This window comes from Stenotrophomonas sp. ZAC14A_NAIMI4_1 (assembly GCF_003086915.1).
In the GTDB taxonomy this organism is placed as follows: Bacteria; Pseudomonadota; Gammaproteobacteria; order Xanthomonadales; family Xanthomonadaceae; genus Stenotrophomonas.
Genome location: NZ_CP026002.1, coordinates 2,338,677 through 2,361,978, shown reverse-complemented (window position 1 = coordinate 2,361,978; position 23,302 = coordinate 2,338,677). Strand labels below are relative to the sequence as shown.

General features: G+C 66.7%; 23 protein-coding genes. 18 read left to right on the top strand and 5 right to left on the bottom strand.

Annotated elements, in window-relative coordinates:
• The first annotated feature begins 175 nt into the window (after positions 1-175).
• The 4 genes from C1926_RS21485 to C1926_RS10740 all read left to right on the top strand — a co-directional run bounded on the left by C1926_RS21485 (position 176) and on the right by C1926_RS10740 (position 5,869).
• On the top strand, positions 176-1,024 hold the full coding sequence (locus C1926_RS21485) for a hypothetical protein (RefSeq protein ID WP_159095085.1): 849 nt from the start codon (positions 176-178) through the stop codon (positions 1,022-1,024).
• A complete protein-coding gene (locus C1926_RS10750; protein ID WP_159095084.1) occupies positions 1,021-3,723 on the top strand; it encodes a T6SS effector BTH_I2691 family protein in 2,703 nt (900 codons plus the stop codon). The genes C1926_RS21485 and C1926_RS10750 overlap by 4 nt, the downstream gene beginning before the upstream one ends.
• A 145-nt stretch (positions 3,724-3,868) precedes the next feature.
• Positions 3,869-4,732, top strand: a complete 864-nt coding sequence (locus C1926_RS10745) for a DUF6708 domain-containing protein (RefSeq protein WP_159095083.1) — start codon at positions 3,869-3,871, stop codon at positions 4,730-4,732.
• A gap of 270 nt (positions 4,733-5,002) precedes the next feature.
• On the top strand, positions 5,003-5,869 hold the full coding sequence (locus tag C1926_RS10740; protein ID WP_159095082.1) for a DUF6708 domain-containing protein: 867 nt from the start codon (positions 5,003-5,005) through the stop codon (positions 5,867-5,869).
• Between the two features lie 61 nt (positions 5,870-5,930).
• On the opposite strand, the gene C1926_RS10735 is transcribed toward C1926_RS10740, so the two are convergent.
• A complete protein-coding gene (locus C1926_RS10735) occupies positions 5,931-6,731 on the bottom strand; it encodes a helix-turn-helix transcriptional regulator (protein WP_108759182.1) in 801 nt (266 codons plus the stop codon).
• A gap of 77 nt (positions 6,732-6,808) precedes the next feature.
• Between C1926_RS10735 and C1926_RS10730 the strand changes: the two genes are divergently transcribed.
• On the top strand, positions 6,809-7,063 hold the full coding sequence (locus C1926_RS10730; protein WP_108759181.1) for a hypothetical protein: 255 nt from the start codon (positions 6,809-6,811) through the stop codon (positions 7,061-7,063).
• Positions 7,064-7,140: 77 nt separating this feature from the next.
• On the opposite strand, the gene C1926_RS10725 is transcribed toward C1926_RS10730, so the two are convergent.
• Positions 7,141-8,145 carry an energy transducer TonB gene (locus C1926_RS10725; protein ID WP_079224141.1) on the bottom strand — a complete coding sequence of 335 codons (1,005 nt, stop codon included), beginning with the start codon at positions 8,143-8,145 and terminating at the stop codon, positions 7,141-7,143.
• 198 nt (positions 8,146-8,343) lie between these two features.
• Entirely contained in the window at positions 8,344-8,970 is a 627-nt protein-coding gene (locus C1926_RS10720) for a TIGR00645 family protein (protein ID WP_108759180.1), read from the bottom strand.
• Between the two features lie 111 nt (positions 8,971-9,081).
• Between C1926_RS10720 and C1926_RS10715 the strand changes: the two genes are divergently transcribed.
• The 6 genes from C1926_RS10715 to C1926_RS10690 all read left to right on the top strand — a co-directional run bounded on the left by C1926_RS10715 (position 9,082) and on the right by C1926_RS10690 (position 15,434).
• Complete coding sequence (locus C1926_RS10715) at positions 9,082-9,771, top strand: glutathione binding-like protein (RefSeq protein WP_108759179.1); 690 nt, start codon at positions 9,082-9,084, stop codon at positions 9,769-9,771.
• A 171-nt stretch (positions 9,772-9,942) separates the two neighbouring features.
• Entirely contained in the window at positions 9,943-12,168 is a 2,226-nt protein-coding gene (locus C1926_RS10710; RefSeq protein WP_108759178.1) for a S9 family peptidase, read from the top strand.
• A gap of 37 nt (positions 12,169-12,205) precedes the next feature.
• Positions 12,206-12,721, top strand: coding sequence for a cytochrome c oxidase assembly factor Coa1 family protein (locus C1926_RS10705; protein ID WP_108759177.1), 516 nt, complete (start codon positions 12,206-12,208; stop codon positions 12,719-12,721).
• Between the two features lie 49 nt (positions 12,722-12,770).
• Entirely contained in the window at positions 12,771-13,121 is a 351-nt protein-coding gene (locus C1926_RS10700) for a hypothetical protein (protein WP_254057397.1), read from the top strand.
• Positions 13,122-13,125: 4 nt separating this feature from the next.
• On the top strand, positions 13,126-13,494 hold the full coding sequence (locus C1926_RS10695) for a hypothetical protein (RefSeq protein WP_159095081.1): 369 nt from the start codon (positions 13,126-13,128) through the stop codon (positions 13,492-13,494).
• 143 nt (positions 13,495-13,637) lie between these two features.
• Complete coding sequence (locus C1926_RS10690) at positions 13,638-15,434, top strand: DUF885 domain-containing protein (RefSeq protein WP_108759175.1); 1,797 nt, start codon at positions 13,638-13,640, stop codon at positions 15,432-15,434.
• 62 nt (positions 15,435-15,496) lie between these two features.
• Here the strand turns inward: C1926_RS10690 and C1926_RS10685 are convergent, their stop codons facing one another.
• Positions 15,497-15,955, bottom strand: a complete 459-nt coding sequence (locus C1926_RS10685) for a hypothetical protein (RefSeq protein ID WP_108759174.1) — start codon at positions 15,953-15,955, stop codon at positions 15,497-15,499.
• Positions 15,956-16,138: 183 nt separating this feature from the next.
• Here C1926_RS10685 and C1926_RS10680 point away from each other — a divergent pair, with 183 nt between their 5' ends.
• The 4 genes from C1926_RS10680 to C1926_RS10665 all read left to right on the top strand — a co-directional run bounded on the left by C1926_RS10680 (position 16,139) and on the right by C1926_RS10665 (position 18,755).
• The gene (locus tag C1926_RS10680; RefSeq protein ID WP_079224127.1) at positions 16,139-16,387 is read left to right on the top strand and encodes a hypothetical protein; all 249 of its coding nucleotides are present in this window, start codon (positions 16,139-16,141) and stop codon (positions 16,385-16,387) included.
• Between the two features lie 138 nt (positions 16,388-16,525).
• A complete protein-coding gene (locus C1926_RS10675) occupies positions 16,526-17,443 on the top strand; it encodes a bestrophin family ion channel (RefSeq protein WP_079224125.1) in 918 nt (305 codons plus the stop codon).
• A gap of 19 nt (positions 17,444-17,462) precedes the next feature.
• Positions 17,463-18,452 (top strand): porphobilinogen synthase, encoded by a 990-nt coding sequence (gene hemB / locus C1926_RS10670; protein WP_108759173.1) that lies wholly within the window; start codon positions 17,463-17,465, stop codon positions 18,450-18,452.
• Between the two features lie 33 nt (positions 18,453-18,485).
• Entirely contained in the window at positions 18,486-18,755 is a 270-nt protein-coding gene (locus tag C1926_RS10665) for a hypothetical protein (protein ID WP_079224121.1), read from the top strand.
• 82 nt (positions 18,756-18,837) lie between these two features.
• Here C1926_RS10665 and C1926_RS10660 read toward each other — a convergent pair whose 3' ends face one another.
• Complete coding sequence (locus tag C1926_RS10660) at positions 18,838-19,701, bottom strand: PD40 domain-containing protein (protein WP_108759172.1); 864 nt, start codon at positions 19,699-19,701, stop codon at positions 18,838-18,840.
• Between the two features lie 48 nt (positions 19,702-19,749).
• Between C1926_RS10660 and aroE the strand changes: the two genes are divergently transcribed.
• The 3 genes from aroE (at position 19,750) to dinG (ending at position 23,295) form a co-directional block, all read left to right on the top strand.
• The gene (gene aroE / locus C1926_RS10655) at positions 19,750-20,595 is read left to right on the top strand and encodes a shikimate dehydrogenase (RefSeq protein ID WP_108759171.1); all 846 of its coding nucleotides are present in this window, start codon (positions 19,750-19,752) and stop codon (positions 20,593-20,595) included.
• A gap of 3 nt (positions 20,596-20,598) precedes the next feature.
• Complete coding sequence (locus C1926_RS10650) at positions 20,599-20,964, top strand: hypothetical protein (protein ID WP_108759170.1); 366 nt, start codon at positions 20,599-20,601, stop codon at positions 20,962-20,964.
• Between the two features lie 228 nt (positions 20,965-21,192).
• Entirely contained in the window at positions 21,193-23,295 is a 2,103-nt protein-coding gene (gene dinG, locus C1926_RS10645; protein WP_108759169.1) for an ATP-dependent DNA helicase DinG, read from the top strand.
• Positions 23,296-23,302: the final 7 nt, after the last annotated feature.

The following is a 23,302-nucleotide window of genomic DNA, read 5'->3' as shown; positions in this document are numbered from 1 at the left end:
CGGGTGTGCAGCGAGGCCCGGTCATGCCGGGCCTCGTCGTATCCGGCGGCGGAGCGACGGTGCGTCCGTACGAAAAGTTGCAAAAGTGAGGCGATCACGCGAACTGTCGCTTTTGCCTCTTAACGCCCTTGGTCCCGGGTTCTACGGTGGAATCACACCCTTTCACCGTGATCCAATGGACCTGGACTCGCCTGATGCGGCCCCTGTTGACCTGGGGCATCGCACGTTCCTCGCACAGACGCATGGCATCGTCGACCCGACGCAGGTCGCTGCCGCACAGTTCGCCGATCTTCCCGTCGAACCGCTGAACCCACCGCTGCTGGGCCGGCGACTGCACAATCCCCCCTTGCTGGTGGCACTGCATGCACTGCCCTGGCAGACGCGGCTTGAGCTGCTTGAGCGGGCCGATGCCCAGTTGCGTGATCGCGGCCGGCCGCTGTTCTGCACCCTGCTTGAGAGCGACGCACCAGACCGGGTTAGACCCCACCTGATGAGCCGGATGGCACCCCTGCGGCCGCGCACCGGCAGGGTGCTGTTCCGTGTGCACGACGCACGGGTGTTCCGACATCTCCGGTGGATGCTGGGGCCGTCCCAGATGGCCCAGTTGATGGGGCCGATAACTGCGTGGACGTGGCATGAGCCGCTGGGCAATACGTGGCGTACCCAGCTGCGACCGGCCACCGAGGGGCCGCCCGGCGCGTTGATCGATCCAGACCAATGGGAGCAACTGGCCCAGGTCGCCTGTATCAACGGTTGCCTGAGGGACCTCGCAGAGGCGGGGGCCGGCCATGCAAGCACGTTGCTGCCTGCGTTGCTGCAGGCGCTCCGCGAAGCCCACAGCGCAGGGCTGCATGAGCTGGATGATCTGCAGTGGTATGCCTGCCAGCGTCTGCGCGGCGCTGGGGACACGGCCGAGCAGGTGGTCGTGAGCCGGCGCCTGGAACGGGTGCACCAGCAGGGAATGTCCTACCGCATGGCCTGCCAGCTGGAGCTGCAGCACGGTCTGCAGACGGAGGCGGCATGACTGGGCCCGAAAGTCATCCCGACTACTGCCCGAACTGCATCACATCAGGGCTGCCGCTGCTGCTTGCACGCTATGCGGTGGCGCGTGCAGACGCTGAAGTACGCGAACCAGCGCCCCTGCTGCAGGCCCCGTTCGATGCGCTCAGTGATGAACAGCCGCTTCCAACGGGCGCAGCGTACTACACGCTTCGCCTGCTGCGCGGCGGCTATGTCTACAGCTACCACCAGGCGCGTGATGAGTGGAAGGCATGGCAGTTGAACGAATACGGTGACCTGAGTGCGTTCGACATCCGCGACCAGACCCCACCGCCCCAGAACGATACGCAGCCGGCAAGGTGCTCGCGCCACGGGGAAACGCTGCTGTCCAAATGCATCATCGTGCCCGACGCCGCCCAGGCAACCCTGTTGTGGCTGGCCTACAGCAGCGCACCGTGGACGCGCAGGGTGTGGGGGATGCACCAGGATCCCACCTATCGCCAGCGGCACATGCGATGCATTGACGTTGCCGCGTGGCGGGCCGGTACCTCCACTCAAACGCACGTGGCCGGCCTTGGGAAGGCCGCCAGCCAGGTGGCTGAACTCCATCTTGCCAATCCATCCACAACGCGGACGATCACGCGCAATGACCGGGGCGTGCAGGAGATGCCGGTCAATGCGGTTCCCGGCGTGCATGCATTCGAGTACAGCCTGGATCAATGGGCAAACTACTCCATTGCGCAGGTCGACCAGTTGATCGCGCAGGCAGACATCGCTGCCGGGCACCCGCAGGCAGCACCGCCTGCGCTGGTGGCGCTGGACGATCCGATCGGCATCATTTCCGATCTCAACCAGCTAGCCATCGAACGCATTCTAGAATGGGAGGCCGAGCCTGAGCGGCAGGAGAGGGTCCAGTCTGCCTCGACCATTTCGCTGATAGAGGGCGCCGTGCGACAAGGGGCGTTCGAAGAGGTCGGGTACCGCCGCAGGGAAGCGGCCCTGTTCGGTCGTGGCGTGGTCAGCATACTAGGCGGAAAGACCAATGCGGAGCAGCTGGCCAGGCCTCTGCAAGCGTGGAATCACGACATATTTGCTGTCGAGGATGAGGAGGCGGTGCTGGTCCAGGCCGACAAGTCCTGGCGCAAGTACAGCCGTCACCTGCGCCAAGCCGATGCGCATACTCACTGGTTGGAGAAGATCTACGCGCCTGCGCAGGAGCGGTTCTATGAAGACACCGTGGCCGATCTTGATCGGGCAATGATTGCATGGTGGCGCGCGCCTTCTTTCAAGCAGCACATGCAGAGCAACTTCGACAGCAAGGACAGCACCAGTGGGGTGCTCTACCAGGAAGTCGTGACCAACCTGCTGCGCGACTCAGCCTCGCGCGGCCTCATCATGGGCTATCTGCTCGAGCAGCTGCAGCTGGAAGATCTGCAGGACCCCGGAGCCATCCTTCTGCGAGCACAGATGTGGAACCAGGATGCGCTGCTGAAGACCTGGAAGCAGACCATGGAAAAGACCAGTGTTGGACCCGGCGCGCGGGACTGGCTGACAGCGGCCAACGGCCTGTCCAACGCGCTCAAGGCACTGCTGGATGCAGAGTCCGCCGGAAAGCTGAGTGCGATGTTCCAGGGGACGGCACGGCTGGTGGAGCAGCTTTCAGGACCACTGACGCGAATGATCGGAGGTGGCGTCAGGAAGGCATTCGAGGGCAGCGCCGTGCTGTTGCCCACCCGGATGCAGGTGGGGATGCTGACCGCACTCGCCCAGTCGGCATCGCCCGATGCCGAGCTGGTGGACCTGAGCGGATACACGACACCGAAGCGCGCACGCAATGCCCTGGCGATGGCCGTCAGCGAACGCGCAGGGTTGAACGCGGCCAGCCAGGCGCGCGCCGTCGCCGCACACGCCGTCGCCTCGGCTGATGCCGATATGGACGGAAAGCGTTTCAGGATCGGACTCGTTGCCCTGGTGGACAGCGATCAGTTGCGGTTGTTCAAGGCGCTGAACGCGAAAGCGGTGATCACCGGAACGTCGCGCCATGCAGAGCTGTCACGAACGCTGACCACGGTGGACATGTACGACGCCATCCGCGGCAGCTTCGCCAAAGTGGGTAACCCCTCGTTCGCCTATGGCACGGCCAGCCTGGTGTTTGCCTCCGCCAGCCTGTCCGAACTAAGCAGGCAGTACAGCACGGCACTGCCGCGTGAGCGCCCACTGCTGGGCGCCAACTTTGCTGCTGGCGTGGGTGCGCTGGTGGGAGACTCGGCGATGCTGCTGGGTGAGATTGGGGCGAAATTGCCTTGGTTTTCGCAGAAGCTGGCAGAGCCGTTGGGGCGATGGGCGGCCTATGCTCAGACTCGCGCAGCAGCCGTCTACGCGGCGGGGCGGTGGTTGAGTGGGATTGCTGGCATGGTGTTGGGTGGACTGACATTTTACGAAGGCGCAAGGGACTTTGAGCTGGCGCCCTCTTACGGAATAGGGATGATGGTCAGTGGTGGACTAACAATCGCCGCATCCTTTCTCATTTTGAGTGGATATGCACTACCCCTGGCAATCGTACTGATGATTGTTGCTGCGGTTGTGGCAGTTGTGGTTGCTTGGTTCAAGCCTGACGACGTAGAGCGATGGATTGATGGTGCACTACATTTCGGTCGTAACAAGTCCCGAAGATTCGACTCCATTGATGAACAATTGGAAGCTATGGCGGTTTTGAGGAGATAGGCCGATGCTCACAGGCTGGATTCCAGAATTCAAATTCAACCGCGCAATAAATGGATTGGAAAGGGCGTCCGCCCTCAGTGAATACGGTGTTGAAGGTATATGCCCAGATGACGCCTTTGGGCTTATAAGGTTCAACGGTACGTACATGGAATTTGTGGACAGGACATTCAAGATCAAAGGAATGGCGAACTGCGCCATTTCATTCGTGGTCTGTTTCATCGCGGCTTGGATGCTGGTCGATCCTTCAATATCGCTTACACGAATGGAAGGTGGTTTTTTTGGAAATCTTGGGCTCTTTTCCATACTGTTGGCGATGTCATCAGCGATGTTTGCAATGGTCTGGTTTGTGTACCTGAGGCATGACATCTTCCAGTACACCCATTACCCAGTCCGGTTCAATCGCATCACCCGCAAGATCTACTTCTTCAGGCACAACGGCCCCGGCGGCGTGACGGTCGTGCCCTGGGGCTCGCCCTACGCCTTCTTCCACATCGGTCGTGGCGCACAGAACCGTGAGCTGCGTGATCTCAGGTGTCACCTGCTTGATCGCAATCAGCAGATACAGCAGACCTTCATCGTCGGACACTTCTGGCATCACGACGATCACATTCTCGAGCAATGGGCGCTGATCTGCCGCTACATGCAGGACGGCCCGGAAAACTGCTACGACGATCCGCGCGACAGGGTCATCACGCTCTCGTCGGACCCAACGATCCGCAACTGCTGGCTGATGGTCATCCTGATGATGGGCACGGCCCTGATGCCGTTGCGCACCAACCTGATGTTCCCGGTCTATGGCGCACTCACGCTCTGCCGGTGGCTGACCTTCAAGACCTGTCGCAGGCCGATCTTCCCGCCTGAGACCGAGGTGGAGTGCCAGATTGATCCTGGGGATCCCTATCGTCTTCCAGAGCCAAAGTTCATGGCTGAATTTGCCAGCGATCCAGCCATCTATGCGCGCGCGTTGGAGCGCCACAAGGAACGGGTGATGTGGCGCCCGGAGAAATAGTTTGGCTACATCCTCTAGCGCGATCATCGACATGGTCGCGGAGCCCTACGCTTCGGACGGAATGCGGTTGGGGAATTCCAGGGGCTGATGAGTGGATGGATGAGCTGAGACGGACCTAGGTGTAAAGAGATGCTTACAGGATGGGTGACGAACTATCCGATAGATCGTGGGCTGGATCATATCGAGAGGCGTGCTGCGCTCAAGAGTGATGGTTTGGGAAAGTCAGTTCCTGATGACGCCTTTGGGCTCATAAGGTTCAACGGTACCTACATGGAATTCGTGGACAGGACATTCAAGCTCAAAGGGATGGCCGTCACGGCTATGTGCTCGGCATTCATTCTCTTTGAAGTAATCATCATGGCCTTCTCTCTTCATGGCGTTTACAGCCATCCACAGATCTCTCTGGGAGAGAAGATGGTTCTCAGTACTACCATAGCCGCCGTGCTTGGTGGACTGAGCGCCATGATGTGGATGCTGCTACTCCGCAAGGACTTATTTCAGTACACCCACTACCCGGTCCGCTTCAATCGCATCACTCGCAAGATCTACTTCTTCCGGCACAACGGCCCGGGCGGCGTGACTGTCGTTCCCTGGGGTTCGCCTTACGCCTTCTTCCACATCGGCCGGGGCGCACAGAACCGTGAGCTGCGTGATCTCAGGTGTCACCTGCTTGATCGCAATCAGCAGATACAACAGACTTTCACTATCGGCCACTTCTGGGAACATGAGGATGACATCCGCGAACCGTGGGCGCTGATCTGCCGCTACATGCAGGACGGCCCGGAGAACTGCTACGACGATCCGCGAGACCGGGTCATCACGCTTTCTTCGGATCCAACGATCCGCAACTGCTGGTTGATGGTCATCCTGATGATGGGCACCGCCTTCATACCGTTTCGTAAGAACGTGATGTTCCCGGTCTACGGTGCGCTTACCCTGTGCCGGTGGCTGACCTTCAAGACCTGTCGAAAGCCGGTCTTCCCGCCTGAGATCGAGGCGGAGTGCCAGATTGATCCTGAGGATCCCTATCGTCTTCCAGAGCCGCGGTTCATGGCTGAATTCGCCAGCGATCCGGCCATCTATGCGCGCGCGTTGGAGCGCCACAAGGAACGGGTGATGTGGCGCCCGGAAAACTAGCTCGCCCGGCGTGGTCCGGTGTCAGCGAGGAAAGCGGCGCAGATCCCCGCTTCGTGATCCGTCATCCCCGCACGTGCGCAGCGCCATAGCGCGCCGGTGTCACCCCCATCTCGCGCTTGAACACGGCAATGAACGCACTGGGCGTGTCATAGCCCATCGACAGCGCAACCTCGATGACCGTTTCCCCGGCCAGCAGGCGGGGCAGCGCCAGCAGCACGCGCAGTCGCTGCCGCCAGTGGCTGAGCGGCATGCCCGTTTCGGCCAACCAGTGGCGAGCCAGGCTGCGGCCGGACAGGCCGCTGGCGGCGGCCCATTCCTCGACGTTGCGCCCGTCATGCGGTGCGCGGGCCAGCGCGGCGGCAATGCGTCGCAAGCGGCGGTCGCGTGGCTGTGGCAGCGCCAGCGGTAACGGACGACCCGCGGCGATCTCGTCGGCGATGACCCCCGCCAACCTCGACTGCGCATCCTCCAATGCACCGTGCTGCCACTGCAGCGCGCGGGGCACGGCCGCCTGCAGCAGTACGCTGGGCTGGAACACACGCGCGGCCGTGGGCAGTGCGTTGCAGGCGGCGGCACTGAAGTACAGGCTCCAGCCATCGAAGACGCCGAGGCTGGCCAGTGCATGCGGCAGGCCCGGCGGTATCCACGCGACGTGCCCTGCCGGCAGCAGCCAGTGCTGGTCGCCCGCTTCGATGCGCAGCAGGCCGTGGCGCGCGCCCAGTAGCTGCCCACGTGCGTGCTGGTGGCGCGGCGTGCGGCGCGTGCCCTCCATCGCCAGCTCTGCGCCCAGCAGCCACGGCCCCGCAGCCGCATCGGCCAGCGCGGGATCGATCAACGGTGCCTGGATTGGCTGATCTGCCATATGAAATGGCAGTTATACGGCAGAACGGCCGCCGTGCAAGCCTGACACTGACCGCTCATCCCAAGGAGCCCACTCCCATGAAACCGCAGGACATCCTTCCCGATCATCAGGACGACGTGCAGGTGCACGGCCTGACCGTGCGCAAGGGCAGCGTCGGCGCCTTCCTCGCCAGCGTGCGCGACTGGCAGGATCCGGCTGGCAGCACTGCCACCCGTGTCGCAGCCGAGGCCGATCTGCGCGAGCTGCTGCCGGCATTGCACGCGCTCGGCCTTTTCCAGGTACTGACGGCGCGCGATCCGGCGCTGCAGCGATTGATCGACGGCGGGCGCTGAAACAAACAAGGCCCGGATCGCTCCGGGCCTTGATGATGACGTCTCGCCGGGCGTGGCCCGGCGCTACCCTGGGGGCATCAACCGCCCGGGGCGAACACCAGCGTGCGGCGGGTGGTCACCGGGGCGCCCACCGGCTCGAAGCGCCAGCGCTTGACCGCATTGAGCGCTTCGCGGTCGAAGACGCGCGACGGCGTGGCGCGCAGCACGCGGGCGTTGGTCACCGAGCCATCGGTGCCGACGGTGATTTCCACCAGCACTTCGCCTGAGGTGCTCGAGCGCAGGGCCTCGGCCGGGTAACGCGGGGCCGGGGTGCTGACCGGGCGCAGGGTCGGTGCGGCGGTGGCCGCGGCGGCACGCGCGGCGCTGGCCTGCTGGGCAGCGGCCTGCTGCTGCTTCTGTTCGGCCTCGCGGCGGGCGGCGGCCTGGCGTTCGGCGTCCTGGCGCTCGCTGTCGCGGCGGGCTGCATCCTGCTGGGCGGCAATCTGCTTGGCCGCTTCGGCCTCCTTGTTGCGCTGGTCGGCCAGGCGCTGCTGTTCAACCAGCTGCTTGGCGCGGTCCTCGGCATCCTTCTTGACCTTGGCGGTCTCGTCCTCGGTGCGCTTGGCAGCCACCTGGACGCCCTTGGTCAGGCCTTCCTTCAGGCGCGGCAGGGCCGGCGCGGACGGGTCCACCTTCTCGATCAGCGCCACCAGGCGCTGGGCTTCGGTGAAGTCCTCGCGGCCCAGGTGCTGCTCGGCGGCAATCAGGGTGTAGGGCAGCAGGTCGGTCAGCGCGCTCTTCACCGAGGCGTCGTCCGGCGTCTTGTCGCGCAGCGCCAGGTAGTACTCGATGGCGTTGTCGCCGGCCGGCGCGTACATGCGGTTCTCGGCCAAGGCGCGGCTGGCCGAATCGCGCAGCTGCTCGGTGCCCATCGACTGCACCTTGGCCGCCACGGCGGGTGCGGCAGGCGTGGCGGCGGGCGCGGCAGCGCCGTCGGCGGCCGGTGCCGGCGTTTCTTCCTTGCCCGAACAGGCGGCCAGTGCCAGTGCCAGGGCAACCGGTATCCACCGGCGCGCGGCAGCGTTCATTGCGACGTGCGACATCCTGCTCCCCTTTAGAAGACGACGTTACGTAAGCCGTGGATCTGCATGGCCGGGACCGGTGTCCGGGCGTGGCGGCTGGCGTTTCCCGACGCCGCCGCCGGCAACGGCGAGCGTGCAATCTAGCATCCCGCCCACCCTTGCGTACAAGGGTGGGTCAGGGGCGATGGCGACATCAGGTGTCGTCATCGCCTTATCAGGTCAATGCCCGGCGGGCTTGGCGTGGCCCCCGGCCTTGTCGTGGCCGGCCGACATCAGCTTGTCGGTCCAGGCGATCCCGATGGCCGACAGGATGAACACGCAATGGATGATGGTCTGCCACAGCACGCCTTCGGCGGTGAGGGTGGCGCAGGTCTGTTCGCCGATGTTGGCTACAGCGGTGGCCATGCGCTCCGGCGGGCACAGCGGAATGCCGCCCAGGGCGCCGCTGCCGATGAACGTCTTCAGCAGGTGGATCGAGGAGATGCCGATGATCGCCATCGCCAGCTTCACCTTCAGCACGCTGGCGTTGACGTGGCTCAGCCATTCCGGCTGGTCCGGGTGGTTTTCCAGGCGCAGGCGCGACACGAAGGTCTCGTAGCCGCCCACGATGACCATCACCAGCAGGTTGGAGATCATCACCACGTCGATCAGGCCCAGCACGATCAGCATGATCTGCTGCTCGCCCATCGAAGGCGAATGCGAGATCAGGTGCCACAGTTCCTGGCCGAACAGGAATACATAGACGCACTGCGCCACGATCAGGCCCAGGTACAGCGGCAGCTGCAGCCAGCGCGAGGCGAAGATCAGGTTGGACAGCGGGGAGGGCGGCAGACGGTTTGCGCTCATGCGGGGGATGCTGCGTTTCGAGGGAGTGGCGAGGTTACCGGCCCACCATGACGGTGCCAAGCCAACGTTCGCACTAGACTTCAGGTTCCTTCCGAACCCCGAGCCGACGCCATGATCGACCTGTATTACTGGCCCACCCCCAACGGCCACAAAGTCACCCTGCTGCTGGAGGAAGCCGGCCTGGAATACCGCGTCCATCCGGTCAACATCGGCTCGGGTGACCAGTTCAAGCCGGAATTCCTGGCCATTTCGCCCAACAACAAGATGCCGGCCATCGTCGACCATGCCCCGGCCGATGGCGGCGCGCCGCAGAGCGTGTTCGAATCCGGCGCCATCCTGCTGTACCTGGCCGAGAAGAGCGGCCAGTTCCTGCCCAGCGACCCGCGTGGCCGCGTCACCACCCTGGAATGGCTGTTCTGGCAGATGGCCGGGCTGGGCCCGATGAGCGGCCAGATGGGCCATTTCAACGTCTACGCGCCGGAAAAGATCCCCTATGCCGTCGAGCGCTATGACAACGAAGTGCGCCGCCTGCACGGGGTGATGGACAAGCGCCTGGCCGATCGCGCCTTCCTGGCGGGCGATGAATACACCATCGCCGACATGGCCAGCTACCCGTGGATTGGCGCTTACGACAAGATTCCGGTCGATTTCGCCGCCTTCCCGAACCTGAAGCGCTGGCACGACGCCATCGCAACGCGCCCGGCCACCCAGCGCGCCTATGCCCTGCGCCAGCAGGTGAACCCCAACGCCGGCAAGCCGCTGAGCGAGGAAGAGCGCAAGCACCTGTTCGGCCAGCGCTGACCCCGGACGGTAGGTGCCGACCGTTGGTCGGCACTCCTGTTCGGCACTCCTGGTCGGCATGGCGCCATGGGCAGAAGGTCATGCTGCCTTCGCCGGCGGGCTTGGTTAGGATGGGGGCATGACCGCTGTGCGCGTGGCGCGCGGCGGACCTGCCGTTTGCCGGGACCTTCCATGCGCCATCTGTTTGCCTCGCTCGCCCTCATGCTCGCCACCACCACTGCCGCCCACGCTGAAAAACTCACCCTGGAAGCCATCACCGGCCCGCTGCCGCTGTCCGGCCCGACCCTGATGAAGCCCAAGGTGGCCCCGGACGGCTCGCGCGTGACCTTCCTGCGGGGCAAGGACAGCGACCGCAACCAGCTGGACCTGTGGAGCTATGACATCGGCAGCGGCCAGACCCGCCTGCTGGTCGACTCGAAGGTGGTGCTGCCCGGCACCGAGACCCTCAGCGACGAGGAAAAGGCCCGACGCGAGCGCCAGCGCATCGCCGCGATGACCGGCATCGTCGATTACCAGTGGTCGCCGGACGCACAGCGCCTGCTGTTCCCGCTGGGCGGCGAACTGTACCTGTACGACCTGAAGCAGCAGGGCGCAGCCGCCGTGCGCCAGCTGACCCACGGCGAAGGCTTCGCCACCGACGCCAAGCTGTCGCCCAAGGGCGGCTTCGTCAGCTTCATCCGCGGCCGCAACCTGTGGGTGATCGACCTGGTCAGCGGCAAGCAGCTGCAGCTGACCACCGATGGCAGCGCGACCATCGGCAACGGCGTGGCCGAGTTCGTCGCCGATGAGGAAATGGACCGCCACACCGGCTACTGGTGGGCGCCGGATGATTCGGCGATTGCCTTTGCCCGCATCGATGAAGCACCGGTGCCGGTGCAGAAGCGCTACGAGGTCTATGCCGACCGCACCGATGTGGTCGAACAGCGCTACCCGGCCGCCGGCGATGCCAACGTGCGCGTGCAGCTGGGCGTGATCGCGCCGGCCGCCGTCGCTACGCCGCGCTGGATCGACCTGGGCAAGGAACAGGACATCTACCTGGCCCGCGTCGACTGGCGTGATGCCCAGCGCGTCACCTACCAGCGCCAGTCGCGTGACCAGAAGCTGCTGGACCTGGTCGAAGTCGACCTGGCCGGAAACGGCACGCGTACGCTGGCCCACGAGACCAGCCCGACCTGGGTGCCGCTGCACAACAGCCTGCGCTTCCTCGACGATGGCAGCGTGCTGTGGTCGTCCGAGCGCACCGGTTTCCAGCACCTCTACCGCATCGATGCCAAGGGCAAGGCCACCGCGCTCACCCATGGTGACTGGTCGGTGGACGAGCTGCTGGCCGTCGACGAGAAGGCCGGCAAGGCCTACTTCCGCGCCGGCATCGATTCGGCGCGCGAAAGCCAGATCTACGCCGTGTCGCTGCAGGGGGGCCAGCCGCAGCGCCTGTCCAAGGCGCCGGGCATGCACACCGCCAGCTTCGCGCGCAACGCCAGCGTGTATGTGGATACCTGGTCCAACAGCACCACGCCGCCGCAGATCGAGCTGTTCCGTGCCAATGGCGAAAAGATCGCCACCCTGCTCGAGAACGATCTGGCCGATCCGAAGCACCCGTACGCGCGCTACCGCGATGCGCAGCGCCCGATCGAGTTCGGCACGCTGACCGCGGCCGACGGCAAGACCCCGCTGAACTACAGCATCATCAGGCCGGCCGGCTTCGACCCGTCCAAGCGCTACCCGGTGGCGGTTTACGTGTATGGCGGTCCGGCCAGCCAGACCGTCACCGACAGCTGGCCCGGCCGTGGCGACCACCTGTTCAACCAGTACCTGGCCCAGCAGGGTTACGTGGTGTTCTCGCTGGACAACCGCGGCACGCCGCGTCGTGGCCGTGATTTCGGCGGCGCGCTGTACGGCAGGCAGGGCACGGTGGAAGTGGCCGACCAGCTGCGCGGCGTGGCCTGGCTGAAGCAGCAGCCGTGGGTGGACCCGGCGCGCATCGGCGTGCAGGGCTGGTCCAACGGCGGCTACATGACCCTGATGCTGCTGGCCAAGGCGTCGGACAGCTATGCCTGCGGCGTGGCCGGTGCACCGGTTACCGACTGGGGCCTGTACGACAGCCACTACACCGAGCGTTACATGGACCTGCCCAAGCGCAACGAGGCCGGTTACCGCGAAGCCCGCGTGCTGACCCACATCGAGGGCCTGCGCTCGCCGCTGCTGCTGATCCACGGCATGGCCGATGACAACGTGCTGTTCACCAACTCGACCAGCCTGATGAGCGCGCTGCAGAAGCGCGGCCAGCCGTTCGAACTGATGACCTATCCGGGTGCGAAGCACGGCCTGTCCGGCGCTGATGCACTGCACCGCTACCGCGTTGCCGAGGCCTTCCTGGACCGTTGCCTGAAGCCCTGACGGACACCCTGACGGACGCACGGGAAGGAGCCCGCCGATGCACCTGCCACCGCCCACCCCCGACCGCCACCCCGCCGGCACTGGCTGGTGGCGCCGCAACTGGCGCTGGGCGATGCCCTTGTCGGTGCTGCTGTTGCTGGGCGTGGGCGGCGGCATGGTCACCTGGAGCGTGCTGCGCTGGAGCGAGGTCGCACGCCAGAGCCCGCCGATGCGCGAAGCTATTCGCCGTGCGGGCTGCAGCATCGAACTGGTGCAGGTGTTCGGCGAGCCGTTGCGAGCCGATGCGCTGCCGCTGGGCAGCATGACGACAACCTTCGACGGGCAGCGTGACGTCGGCCTGGCCGTGGCCCTGGAAGGGCCGCAGGGGCAGGGGCGCCTGTTCGTGCAGGGCATCCGCCGCGACGACGTGTGGGATTACCCGGTGATGTACGTGCTGGGCGAGGACCAGGCGACCTTCGACCTGACCGCGCTGGACGATGCCGAAGCCGCCGGCGAGTGCGCGCTGCAGGAATGCCGTGAGCGCGGTGGGTGCAGCGAAGCCATTGCGTTGTAGGTGCGGAGCTCATCGAGGTCATTGGTCCGCCATCCTGGGGAGGAAACTGATGGACAAGCGCGCGTACCTGAAAATGATGGAGTTCCCTGTCAAATGGCAGGAGTACAACCTGTTGCCCGATGAGTTGATCGATCAACTCATCTCCACATACACGCCGGGGATGGAGAGCTCGTCGGAACACGACAGAAACAGCGTCTTCCATTGGTGGTTGAGACGGTCTCCAAGCAAGGATCTGCTGTTGAAGCTGGTTGAGCTGTCCTTCCTGGATCCTGATCAGGTGATGGCTGGCGATGTCAGAAAGCACATCAGCCGGAGTGATTCATTTGATCACGATGTCGATCTTCTGATCCGTCGCTGGTCGGATGGGCAGGTCATCAACATCCCGTCTGGTATCAGGTAAATCCATGCGACCTGAACGTCTCCTCCTGCTTGGCACAGCATCAGCTTTGGCGGCCTGCAACAGCAGCGATCGCCTGGGTGAGCTGCAGACGAAACCTGTTTTCGCGCTCATGAGCGGTGCCTACTACGGGGGGATGTGCGAGGGCGCGACGGGCACCGGCGAGCAGACCGCAGACATTCGCGCCATGAAAATCCACACCAGCGCCGGTGATTGTCGAGTGCTCTACCTGGATGGCGTGGATCGGTCCGGCGAGCTTCTGATCTACGCGGAACGGCCGGGCGAGCGTCTGGCGTGCGACGGGTTGCTTCAACGGCTGAAGGCAAGGGACGCCAGTGCGGCAGTCATTGCCAAGGCCGGCGAGCGCTGCAGCTGATCGACAGCCCTTGCCCCGAAAGCTGCCCACCAGGATGGGCATCTACCAGAGCGGTCGCTGCCTGCCGACCCCGTGACCTCCAGCCGATTGTCGCCATCGCCGTGAGCGCGTAAGTTGCGATCACCCCTTTCCCGGAGTGCTCCATGAAGCCGATCGCGCTTGCCATCGCCCTGGCCCTGACCGCCGCCCCGCTGCTGTCCGCCCCGCCGGCACTGGCCGCGCCAGCTGCCAAGGCGGCCACCCCCGCCAGTGCGGCCTGGGTGGCCCGCAGCAATGCACTGGCGCAGATCCTGCTCGATGCGCAGGGGCCGTTCCAGCCGGAACAGACCGGCTTCTTCGGCGTGCCCGGCTACGACGACAAGGTGGCCGACCTCGGCCCCGACAACGGCAAGCGCTTCCGCGCCGCGACGGCCAAGGCCCGCGACGAGCTGAAGGCGAAGCTGGCCACCGAGAAGGATCCCAATGTCCGCCAGGACCTGGCGATCATGATCCACGCTGCCGACCAGAGCATCGAAGGCAGCGAGCTCAACGAGAAGTACCTGCTGCCGTGGAGCGATGCACCGCAGACGGTGTTCAGCGGCCTCAACCTGCTGTTGTCCGACCAGGTGCCGGCCGAGCGCCGCGCCAAGGCGCTGGACCGCCTCAAGGCCTACGCGGGCCTGCAGCCGGGCGGCACCGCGTTCACCACGCTGGCCCGCCAGCGCTACGAAGAGCGCCTGGGCGACAGCGCGCTGCTGCAGCCAACCCAGATCGAAGTGCAGCAGTCGCTGGACAACGTCGAGACCTACATCACCGGCATCGAGTCGCTGCTGAAGAAGTACCAGGTGGCCGGCGCCGATGAGGCGATGAAGGCCCTGGCCACGCAGATGAAGGACTACGCCGCCTGGACCCGCAAGGAAGTGCTGCCGAAGGCACGAACCGATGCGCGCCTGCCGGCACCGCTGTATGCGTTTCAGCTCAAGCAGGTCGGCATCGACATCGACCCGAAGCTGCTGATGCAGCGCGCCCAGCTGGAATTCATGGAAACCCGCTCGGCGATGCAGCAGCTGGCGCCGCTGGTGGCGAAGGAGAAGGGCCTGAAGGTGGCCGACCCGAGCGACCCGGTGGCGGTCATCCGCGCGCTGAAGGCCGACAAGATCGCCGATGACCACCTGGAAGGCCATTACCGCAAGGTGATCGATGCGATTGATCCGCTGATCCGCGAACACCGCATCGTCGATGTGCCCAAGCGCGCCATGCAGATGCGCCTGGGGTCGGCGGCGGAGAGCGCGGCCAGCCCGGCCCCGCACTTCCTGCCGGCGCCGCTGGTCAACAACACCGGGCAGCAGGGCACCTTCGTGCTGCCGCTGGGCAACCCGGCCGCCGGGCCGGGCGCGCAGTACGACGATTTCAATTTCGGCTCGGCAGCGTGGACGCTGAGCGCGCACGAGGGCCGCCCCGGCCACGAGCTGCAGTTCACCGCGATGGTCGAGCGCGGCGTGTCGCTGGCACGCACGATGTTCGCGTTCAATTCGGTGAACGTGGAAGGCTGGGCGCTGTATGCCGAGGCGGAAATGGTGCCGTACGAGCCGTTGGACGGGCAGATGATCGCGCTGCAGTTCCGCCTGCTGCGCGCCGCCCGCGCCATGCTCGACCCGATGCTCAACCTGGGCCTGACCGACCGTGCCAACGGCGAGCGCGTGCTGATCGAGCAGGTCGGCCTGTCCAAGGCGATGGCCACCCAGGAACTGGACCGCTACATGGTGCGCATGCCGGGCCAGGCGGGCAGCTACTTCTATGGCTACACCCGCATCCTCGAACTGCGCATGCAGACCGAGCTGGCGCTGGGCGCGAAGTTCGACCGCCTGGCGTTCAACAACTTCCTGCTCGACCAGGGCCTGCTGCCGCCGGACCAGCTGGCCGAAGCGGTGCAGCAGCAGTTCGTGCCGAAGTACCGGTAGCGCCGGGCCGTGCCCGGCGAGCGCAGCGGGAAAGCCGCCGGGCATGGCCCGGCGCTACCGGCCTAGCGCTGCGGGGTAATGGTCTGCGTCGGCAACCGCGCCGGCGCCTCCGGGTTCGGCACCCAGATCGCCACGCCGGCCGCGCGCTTCTGCGTGGTCGGAATGCCGATGCCCAGGCCCCCCCCCACGTGCGAGCCATAGCTGCCGGCACCCACCGACATGCCGACCGGCGAGCCGCTGCTGCCCACGCCCATCAGGATCACCCCGTTGGCGCCCAGTGCGGCCGCTTCGCGCTTGAGCCGGGCGACGGCGGCATCGGTCTGGCCCTGGGTGCCAAAGCCCACCGCCGAGGACGATTCCAGCTGGGCAATCTCCAGCGAACCAGCCGGCGGGGTGGAATAGATCTGCACCTGCGCCGGGTCGATCGGCGCACGCGCGCGGCCCAGCATGACCTTGGAGGTGCTGGCGCAACCGGCAGCGGCCAGCAGCATGGCGGTCAACGCGACCCAACGGATGTTCATGGCGTATACCCCTGTAGGACAGTTCGGATCATCGGCCGGGGACTCTGAATCGGCGCCAACACCCGCGCCCGGGCCATGACCGCATGCTGGCACGGCAGGGGTGAGCGTGTCGCCAACGGCGGTAGGCGGCAGCCGCGGGAAGGGCTAAGGTTGGCGGGTAAACCAACCTGAGGGGAGCTGGGCATGGGTGTGATCAGTCTGTTGTGGGGCATCGTGGCGCTGTTGTGGATGATCCTGGCCCTGATCCCGCTGCTGGGCTGGGGCAACTGGTTCCTGATCCCGTTTGCCGCCGTGGGCGCGGTGGTCGCTGCGCTCGGCATCCTCTTCACCCACCCCAGCAAGCGCGGCCGGGCCAAGACCGGCCTGGTCCTGAACGGCATCGTGGTGCTGGTCGGCATCGTCCGCCTGAGCATGGGCGGTGGCGTGATCTGAGCAGCATGACCTGGGTCGCGGCCACGGGTGCGACAGGGCGTCGCAGGCCCCCGGCCGGGTGCCGGGCAGGGGAGTACAATGCCGGGCTGCGCGAGCCCCCCGCGTGCCTGTGAAACCGCGCCTGGCGCGGCTGCCCCCATGATCATTCGTTCCCGTCCCCACGGCTGGCAACTGCTGTACATCCTGCGCGGTTCCATCGTGCCGGCCATCGCACCGAAGGTGCTGGCCATCCTGGTGCTGTCCATCGCGGTGGCCGCGGTGGTGGAACTGGCCCCGCCGGTGGGCATCGAGCGGGTCTCGGTCACCCCGTTCACCCTGCTTGGCCTGGTCCTGTCGATCTTCCTCAGCTTCCGCAACAGCGCCTGCTACGACCGCTGGTGGGAGGGCCGCAAGCTGTGGGGCCAGCTCATCTACGAATCGCGCTCGCTGGCGCGGCAGGTGCACCTGCTGCTGGCCGATGACAGCGGCCGCCGGCGCCGCATTGCCTACCTCACCACCGCCTTCGCCCATGCGCTGGCTGCGCGCCTGCGCGGGCGCATCGTCGCCCTGGTGGCGCTGCCGTGGCTGGACAAGCCGCAGCGCGAGCAGCTGGCCGAGCGCGAGAACGTGCCCGACGCGCTGCTGTCGATGATCGCCGCCGAACTGGCCCAGGCGCTGCGCAGCGGCGAGCTGGAGCCGATCCTCTACACCCAGCTCGAAGACCGCCTGCACGCGATGTCCTCCATCCAGGCCGGCTGCGAGCGCATCCTCAGTACGCCGCTGCCGTTCGCCTACACCCTGCTGCTGCACCGCTGCGCGTGGATGTTCTGCGTGCTGCTGCCGTTCGGCCTGGCCAGTTCGCTGGGCTGGGGCACGCCGGTGCTGTCGGCCGTGCTGGCGTATGCCTTCTTCGGCCTGGACCAGCTGGGCGAGGAAATGGAAGAGCCCTTCGGCCTGGAGCCGAACGACCTGCCGCTGGACGCCATGGTGCGCACGATCGAGATCGACCAGCTCGACGCGCTCGGCGAACGCCCCCTGCCCGAACCCCTGCTGCCGCAGGGCTACCTGTTGCAATAGCCACTCCTCGGAGCCTGCCATGCCTCATCCCCATTACCGCCCGCGGCGCATGCGCCATGACGAGTTCTCGCGCCGCCTGATGCGCGAAAATACGCTGACCACCGACGACCTGATCTACCCGGTGTTCGTGCACGAGCTGGCCGGCCGCACCGCCGTGCCGTCGATGCCCGGCGTGGAGCGCCTGTCGATCGAGGAACTGCTGAAGGTGGCCGAAGATGCGCTGGAGCTGGGCATCCCGGTGATCGACCTGTTCCCGGTGATCGACAGCTCGCAGAAGTCGCTGGATGCATCGGCCGCGTGGGCCGAGGACGGCCTGGCGCAGCGTGCGATCCACGCGCTGAAGACGCGCTTCCCGGAACTGGGCGTGATGACCGACGTGGCCCTGGACCCGTACACCACCCATGGCCAGGACGGGATCATCGACGACAAGGGCTACGTGCTCAACGACATCACCGTCGAGGCGCTGGTGAAGCAGTCGCTGTCGCATGCCGAAGCCGGCGCCGACATCATCTCGCCCTCTGACATGATGGACGGCCGCATCGGCGCGATCCGCCGTGCGCTGGATGCCGACCACCACCTCAACGTGCGCATCATGGCCTACTCGGCCAAGTACGCCTCGGCGTTCTACGGCCCGTTCCGTGATGCAGTGGGCAGCGCAGGCAGCCTCGGCAAGGCCGACAAGAAGACCTACCAGATGGACCCGGCCAACGGCGACGAGGCCCTGCGCGAGATCGCGCTGGACCTGGAAGAGGGCGCGGACATGGTGATGGTCAAGCCGGGCATGCCCTACCTGGACCTGGTGCGCCGGGTGAAGGAGACGTTCGGCGTGCCGACCTTCGCCTACCAGGTCAGCGGCGAGTACGCGATGATGAAGGCCGCCTTCGCCAACGGTTGGCTGGACGAGCGCGCCTGCGTGATGGAATCGCTGCTGGGCTTCAAGCGCGCCGGTGCCGATGGCGTGCTGACCTATTTCGCGCCGCAGGTGGCGCGTTGGCTGCGCGAGCGCTGACAATAGCGCCCACGACGGACGGAGGAACACGCGATGGGACCGGAAATGGGATGGATGCAATGGCTGATCTGGGGCACCGGCACGCTGGTGTTCGGCGCCATCATCATCGGCGTGTTCATTGCTGCCTGGCGCGCCAGCCGGCGCCCGCCGGAGCAGCTCTCCGCCGCCGCCCACGTCGCCCGTGAGCAGGCCCTGCCGGAAAGCGTGCAGGCCGAACTGGCTGCGCTGAACCGCCGCAAGGACAACGGCCAGCTGAGCGAAGTGGAGTACGAGAAGCAGCGCGCGCAGGTGCTGGCGCGCTGAGCGGCGTGGCCCGGGGTCGGATCCCTTTCCGCAGGAAAGGGCTCTGACCCCATCCCGGGCGCTATCCACGCACGGCGTGGATCTACCGCACGCACCCGGCCACGGCCACCACCTTCGGCACCGCCAGGCGGTACACATCCACGCCACCGGCGCGAGGTGCCTTGGCGGCACTGCTGGCCACCATCATCTCGCCCGGCTTGGCGTTGTCGACCACCGGTGCGCTGGTCCAGCCGCCGGTCTGGTTGAACGACAGCCCCAGCGGCTGCAGCGCCGCCCCGGTCCAGGCGCAGGCGCTGGTCATCACCTGCGCGGCCTCGCCATTGCCTCGGCTGAACACCACCGCGCCGTCGTTGCCCAGCCAGTCGCCGCCGGTCTCGTCGGCAGCCGTGTTGAGGCCGGCCAGCGCCACCGCGGCGCCGCGCACGCCCTGCGCATCCAGCGGTGCCACGAACAGATCCCAGCCCGCGCCACGGCCCTGGTCGCGCGCGAACAGCAGCCGGCGGCCATCGGCGCTCAGGGCCGCGCCGCGCTCGGCGCGGGTGCCGTCCCTGCCAGCCAACGCCTGCGCGCGGCCCACGCTGCCATCGGCCGCCACCGGTGCGCGGTACAGGGCCAGCGCGCCTTCGCGGCCGGCCGCGAACAGCAGCCAATGGCCATCGCGGCTGAAATAAGGATCCAGCGCCTCGCCGGCCACGCCCACCGGCAGGGCCTGGGCCTGCTCCCAGCGGCCGTCCACCACCCGTGCCTGCCACAGCCCCCAGCCGGCCTCGCCACGGCGGGCGAAGACGATGCGCTGGCCGTCGGCGCTGATTGTCGCCCGGCCCTCGTCGGCGCGGGTGGAGACCACGCCCATGCCCTCGATGCCGTACTCGTTCAACGCCATCGCCACGGGGGCAGAGAGTAGACTGGCGGCAAGCACCAGCAGGGTCGGGGTGATGCGCATCATCCGGGTCCTTGCACGAAAGTGCACCAGTCTAGCCAGCTTGAGGATTCCATGACCGATCGTTACGCCGTCTTCGGACACCCCGTTGCCCACTCGAAGTCGCCGCTGATCCACGCGACGTTCGGTCGCCAGGAAGGCATCAGCATCGACTACCGCGCGATCGACCTGGCCCCGGATGCCTTCCTCGCCGGGCTGGAAGCGTTTGCCGCCGAAGGCGGTGTCGGCGCCAACGTCACCTCGCCGCACAAGGAAGCCGCATTCTCGGTGTGCACCACGCTGACCGCGCGCGCGCGCCGCGCCGGCTCGGTCAACACCCTGCTGCGCAAGGGCGACCGCTGGCACGGCGACACCACCGATGGCATCGGCCTGGTGCGTGACCTGACCGACCGCCACGGCCTGGACCTGCGCGGCCGCCGCGTGCTGCTGATCGGCGCCGGTGGTTCGGCACGCAGCGTCGCCCCGGCGCTGCTCGATGCCGGCATCACCGAGCTGGTGGTGGTCAACCGCACGCCGGAACGCGCCGACGAACTGATCGATGCCATGGGCGAACCGGGCCGCGCGCTCAGCCGCTACTGGGAAGACCTGCGCGATCTGGGCGATTTCGAGCTGATCCTCAACGCCACCTCGGCCGGCCGCGACCGCGAAGTGGAGTTCAAGCTGCCGCTGTCGCTGGTCAATTCGATGACCACGGCGGTGGACCTGAACTACGGCGAGGCGGCCATCGCCTTCCTGGCCTGGGCGCGCGCGGCCAACTGCCGCAATACCGTCGATGGCCTGGGCATGCTGGTCGAGCAGGCCGCCGAGAGCTTCCTGCAGTGGCACGGCGTGCGCCCGCAGACCGACGAGGTCTACCAGCAGCTGCGTGCCGGTGCCGGCGCGTTTGCCGGCCAGGACTGATCGATGGACAGTTCCTCGCTGCTGCTGAGCGTGCTGAGCATGATCGGCGTGCGCCTGCCGGTGCTGATCGCCCTGTGCGTCGGCCTGGTCTGGGTGCTGGGCGCGCCGCGCGATGCGGCCCGCAGCGGTGCGCTGGCCGGGCTGGTACTGCTGCTGGTGGCCAACCTCGGCGGCGTGGTCGCCAACGTGGTGCCGCTGTGGCTGGTCAGCAGTGGCGATTTCACCGCCATCTCGGCGATGAGCGCGGTGCTGGGCGGCGTGCAGTTCGTGCTGTCGCTGCTGACCGCCTTCGGCATCGTGCTGATCGTCTGGGCCCTGGTGCGCGTGCTGCGCCAGCGCCCGCCACTGCCGCCTGCGGCAGGCCGGTAGCGCCGGGCCATGCCCGGCGAGCGCAGCGGTCCTGACAGAGCCGCCGGGCATGGCCCGGCGCTACCGTAGATGGGTTGGCAACGCCGCATCCGCCCCTGCCCGGCGCGTCAATGCAACCCATGACCGCCAACCCCCGACGCCGCTGACCCTGTTCAGCGCACGCGCCTCGGTCCCGGTGGCCGGCCATGCGACAATGGCCGGCCTGATCCAGCCACGGTAGTTCCCGGCGTGACCGAAACTGTCGCCGCCCCGCGCAAGCTCGATGACGCCTTGAAGGACGCGATCCGCAAGGCGTACACGACGCTGCAGGCCAACACCCCCGGCTTTTCCACCCGCCGCTCGCAGAGCCAGATGATCGGCGTGGTGTCGCGTGCGCTGTCCACCAGCGGTGGCGTCGGCGTGGTCGAAGCGCCCACCGGCGTCGGCAAGAGCCTGGGCTACCTGACCGCGGGCGTGCCGATCGCCCTGGCCAGCAAGAAGAAGCTGGTCATCAGCACCGGTACCGTGGCGCTGCAGTCGCAGCTGGTCGAGCGCGACATTCCCAATTTCCTCAAGGCCACCGGCCTGGAAGCGACCGTGGCGCTGGCCAAGGGCCGCACCCGCTACCTGTGCACGCGCAACGCCGCCGAAGCGCAGGGCGAGGGTGCGCAGGGCGGCATGTTCGAGGACGAAGCGCCGCTGTACGACCGGCCGCTGGCGCCCATCGAAATGGACATCGCCAAGCGCCTGTCCGATGCCTTCACCAGCGGCACGTGGGACGGTGACATCGACAACGCGCCGGAAACCATCAGCCCCGGCCTGCGCAGCCGCATCACCACGCCCGCCTCAGCGTGCGCCGGGCGCCGCTGCGCGTATTCGGCGCAGTGCGCGGTGCTGCGCTCACGCAACACCGTGCGCGATGCGCAGATCGTGGTGACCAACCACGCGCTGCTGCTGTCGGCGCTGTCCATTGGTGACAGCGACAACGGCCAGCCGATGATCGCCGCGCCGTCGGACATGCTGCTGGTGTTGGACGAAGGCCACCACATCGGCAACGTGGCCATCGACCAGGGCGCGGCCAGCCTGGCCTTGGACGAGATGGCCAAGCGCACCGGCCGCCTGCAGATCCTGATTGCCGGTGCCTACCGCGCGGTCGACAAGGACCGCCTGGGCAACCTGCTGCCGAACGAGGCCATCGACGTGGCCAGCAACGTGGCCAAGCAGCTGCGCGCGTTCCGCGACCACGTGGAAGCGGTGTGGATGCCAGCGCCGGCCGACGAGGACCCGATGTGGCGCGCCGCCAACGGGCGCCTGCCCGAGGCCTGGCGCGAGCCGATCGAAGCGCTGGCCGACGACACCCGCAGCCTCTACAACTGGGCCACCGCTGCCACGGCACAGGTGGCCAAGGGCAAGCCGGACGACGCCGCACGCGAGCGCCTGCAGCGCAACCTCGGCATGGCGCTGGAAATGATCGAGCAGCAGTACAACCTGTGGCAGGCCTGGCGCCGCGAGGACAAGGAGGGTGCGCCACCCACCGCGCGCTGGGTCACTGCCACCCGCGACGGCGACCTGGTGCTGCACGGCTCGCCGGTGTCGGCTGCGCACGTGCTGCGCAAGCTGCTGTGGGATGAAGTGGATTCGGTGGTGATGACCTCGGCCACGCTGACCGGCGGCGGTGATTTCCAGTCGCTGGCCATCGACAACGGCATCCCGCCGGAAGCGGAAATGGTTTCGCTGGCATCGCCCTTCGACCTGCCCAACCAGGCCGAGCTGATCGTGCCGAAGTTCCCGGTCACGCCCGATGACCGCGAAGGCCATCCGCGCGAAGTGGCGCGCTACCTGGACCAGGAACTGGACTGGGCCAAGGGCTCGATGGTGCTGTTCACCTCGCGCTGGAAGATGGAGAAGGTGGCCGGCCTGATGTCGGCCGCACGCCGCAAGCAGGTGCTGGTGCAGGGCGACATGTCCAAGACCCGGCTGATCGACGAACACCTGCGCCGCGTCGCCGCGGGCGAGGGCTCGGTGCTGTTCGGCCTGAACTCCTTCGGCGAAGGCCTGGACCTGCCCGGCGAAGCCTGCACCACGGTGGTGATCACCCAGGTGCCGTTCGCGGTACCGACCGACCCGCAGACCGCCACGCTGAGCGAATGGGTGGAAGCGCGCGGCATGAATGCCTTCAACCTGATCGCCATCCCGCATGCGCTGCGCACGCTTACCCAGTTCGCCGGCCGCCTGATCCGCACGTCCACCGACACCGGCCGCGTGGTCATCCTCGATTCGCGGCTGCTGACTCGTCGTTATGGCAAGCGCATCATCGACGCGCTGCCACCGTTCAAGCGCGTGATCGGCTGACCCGGGG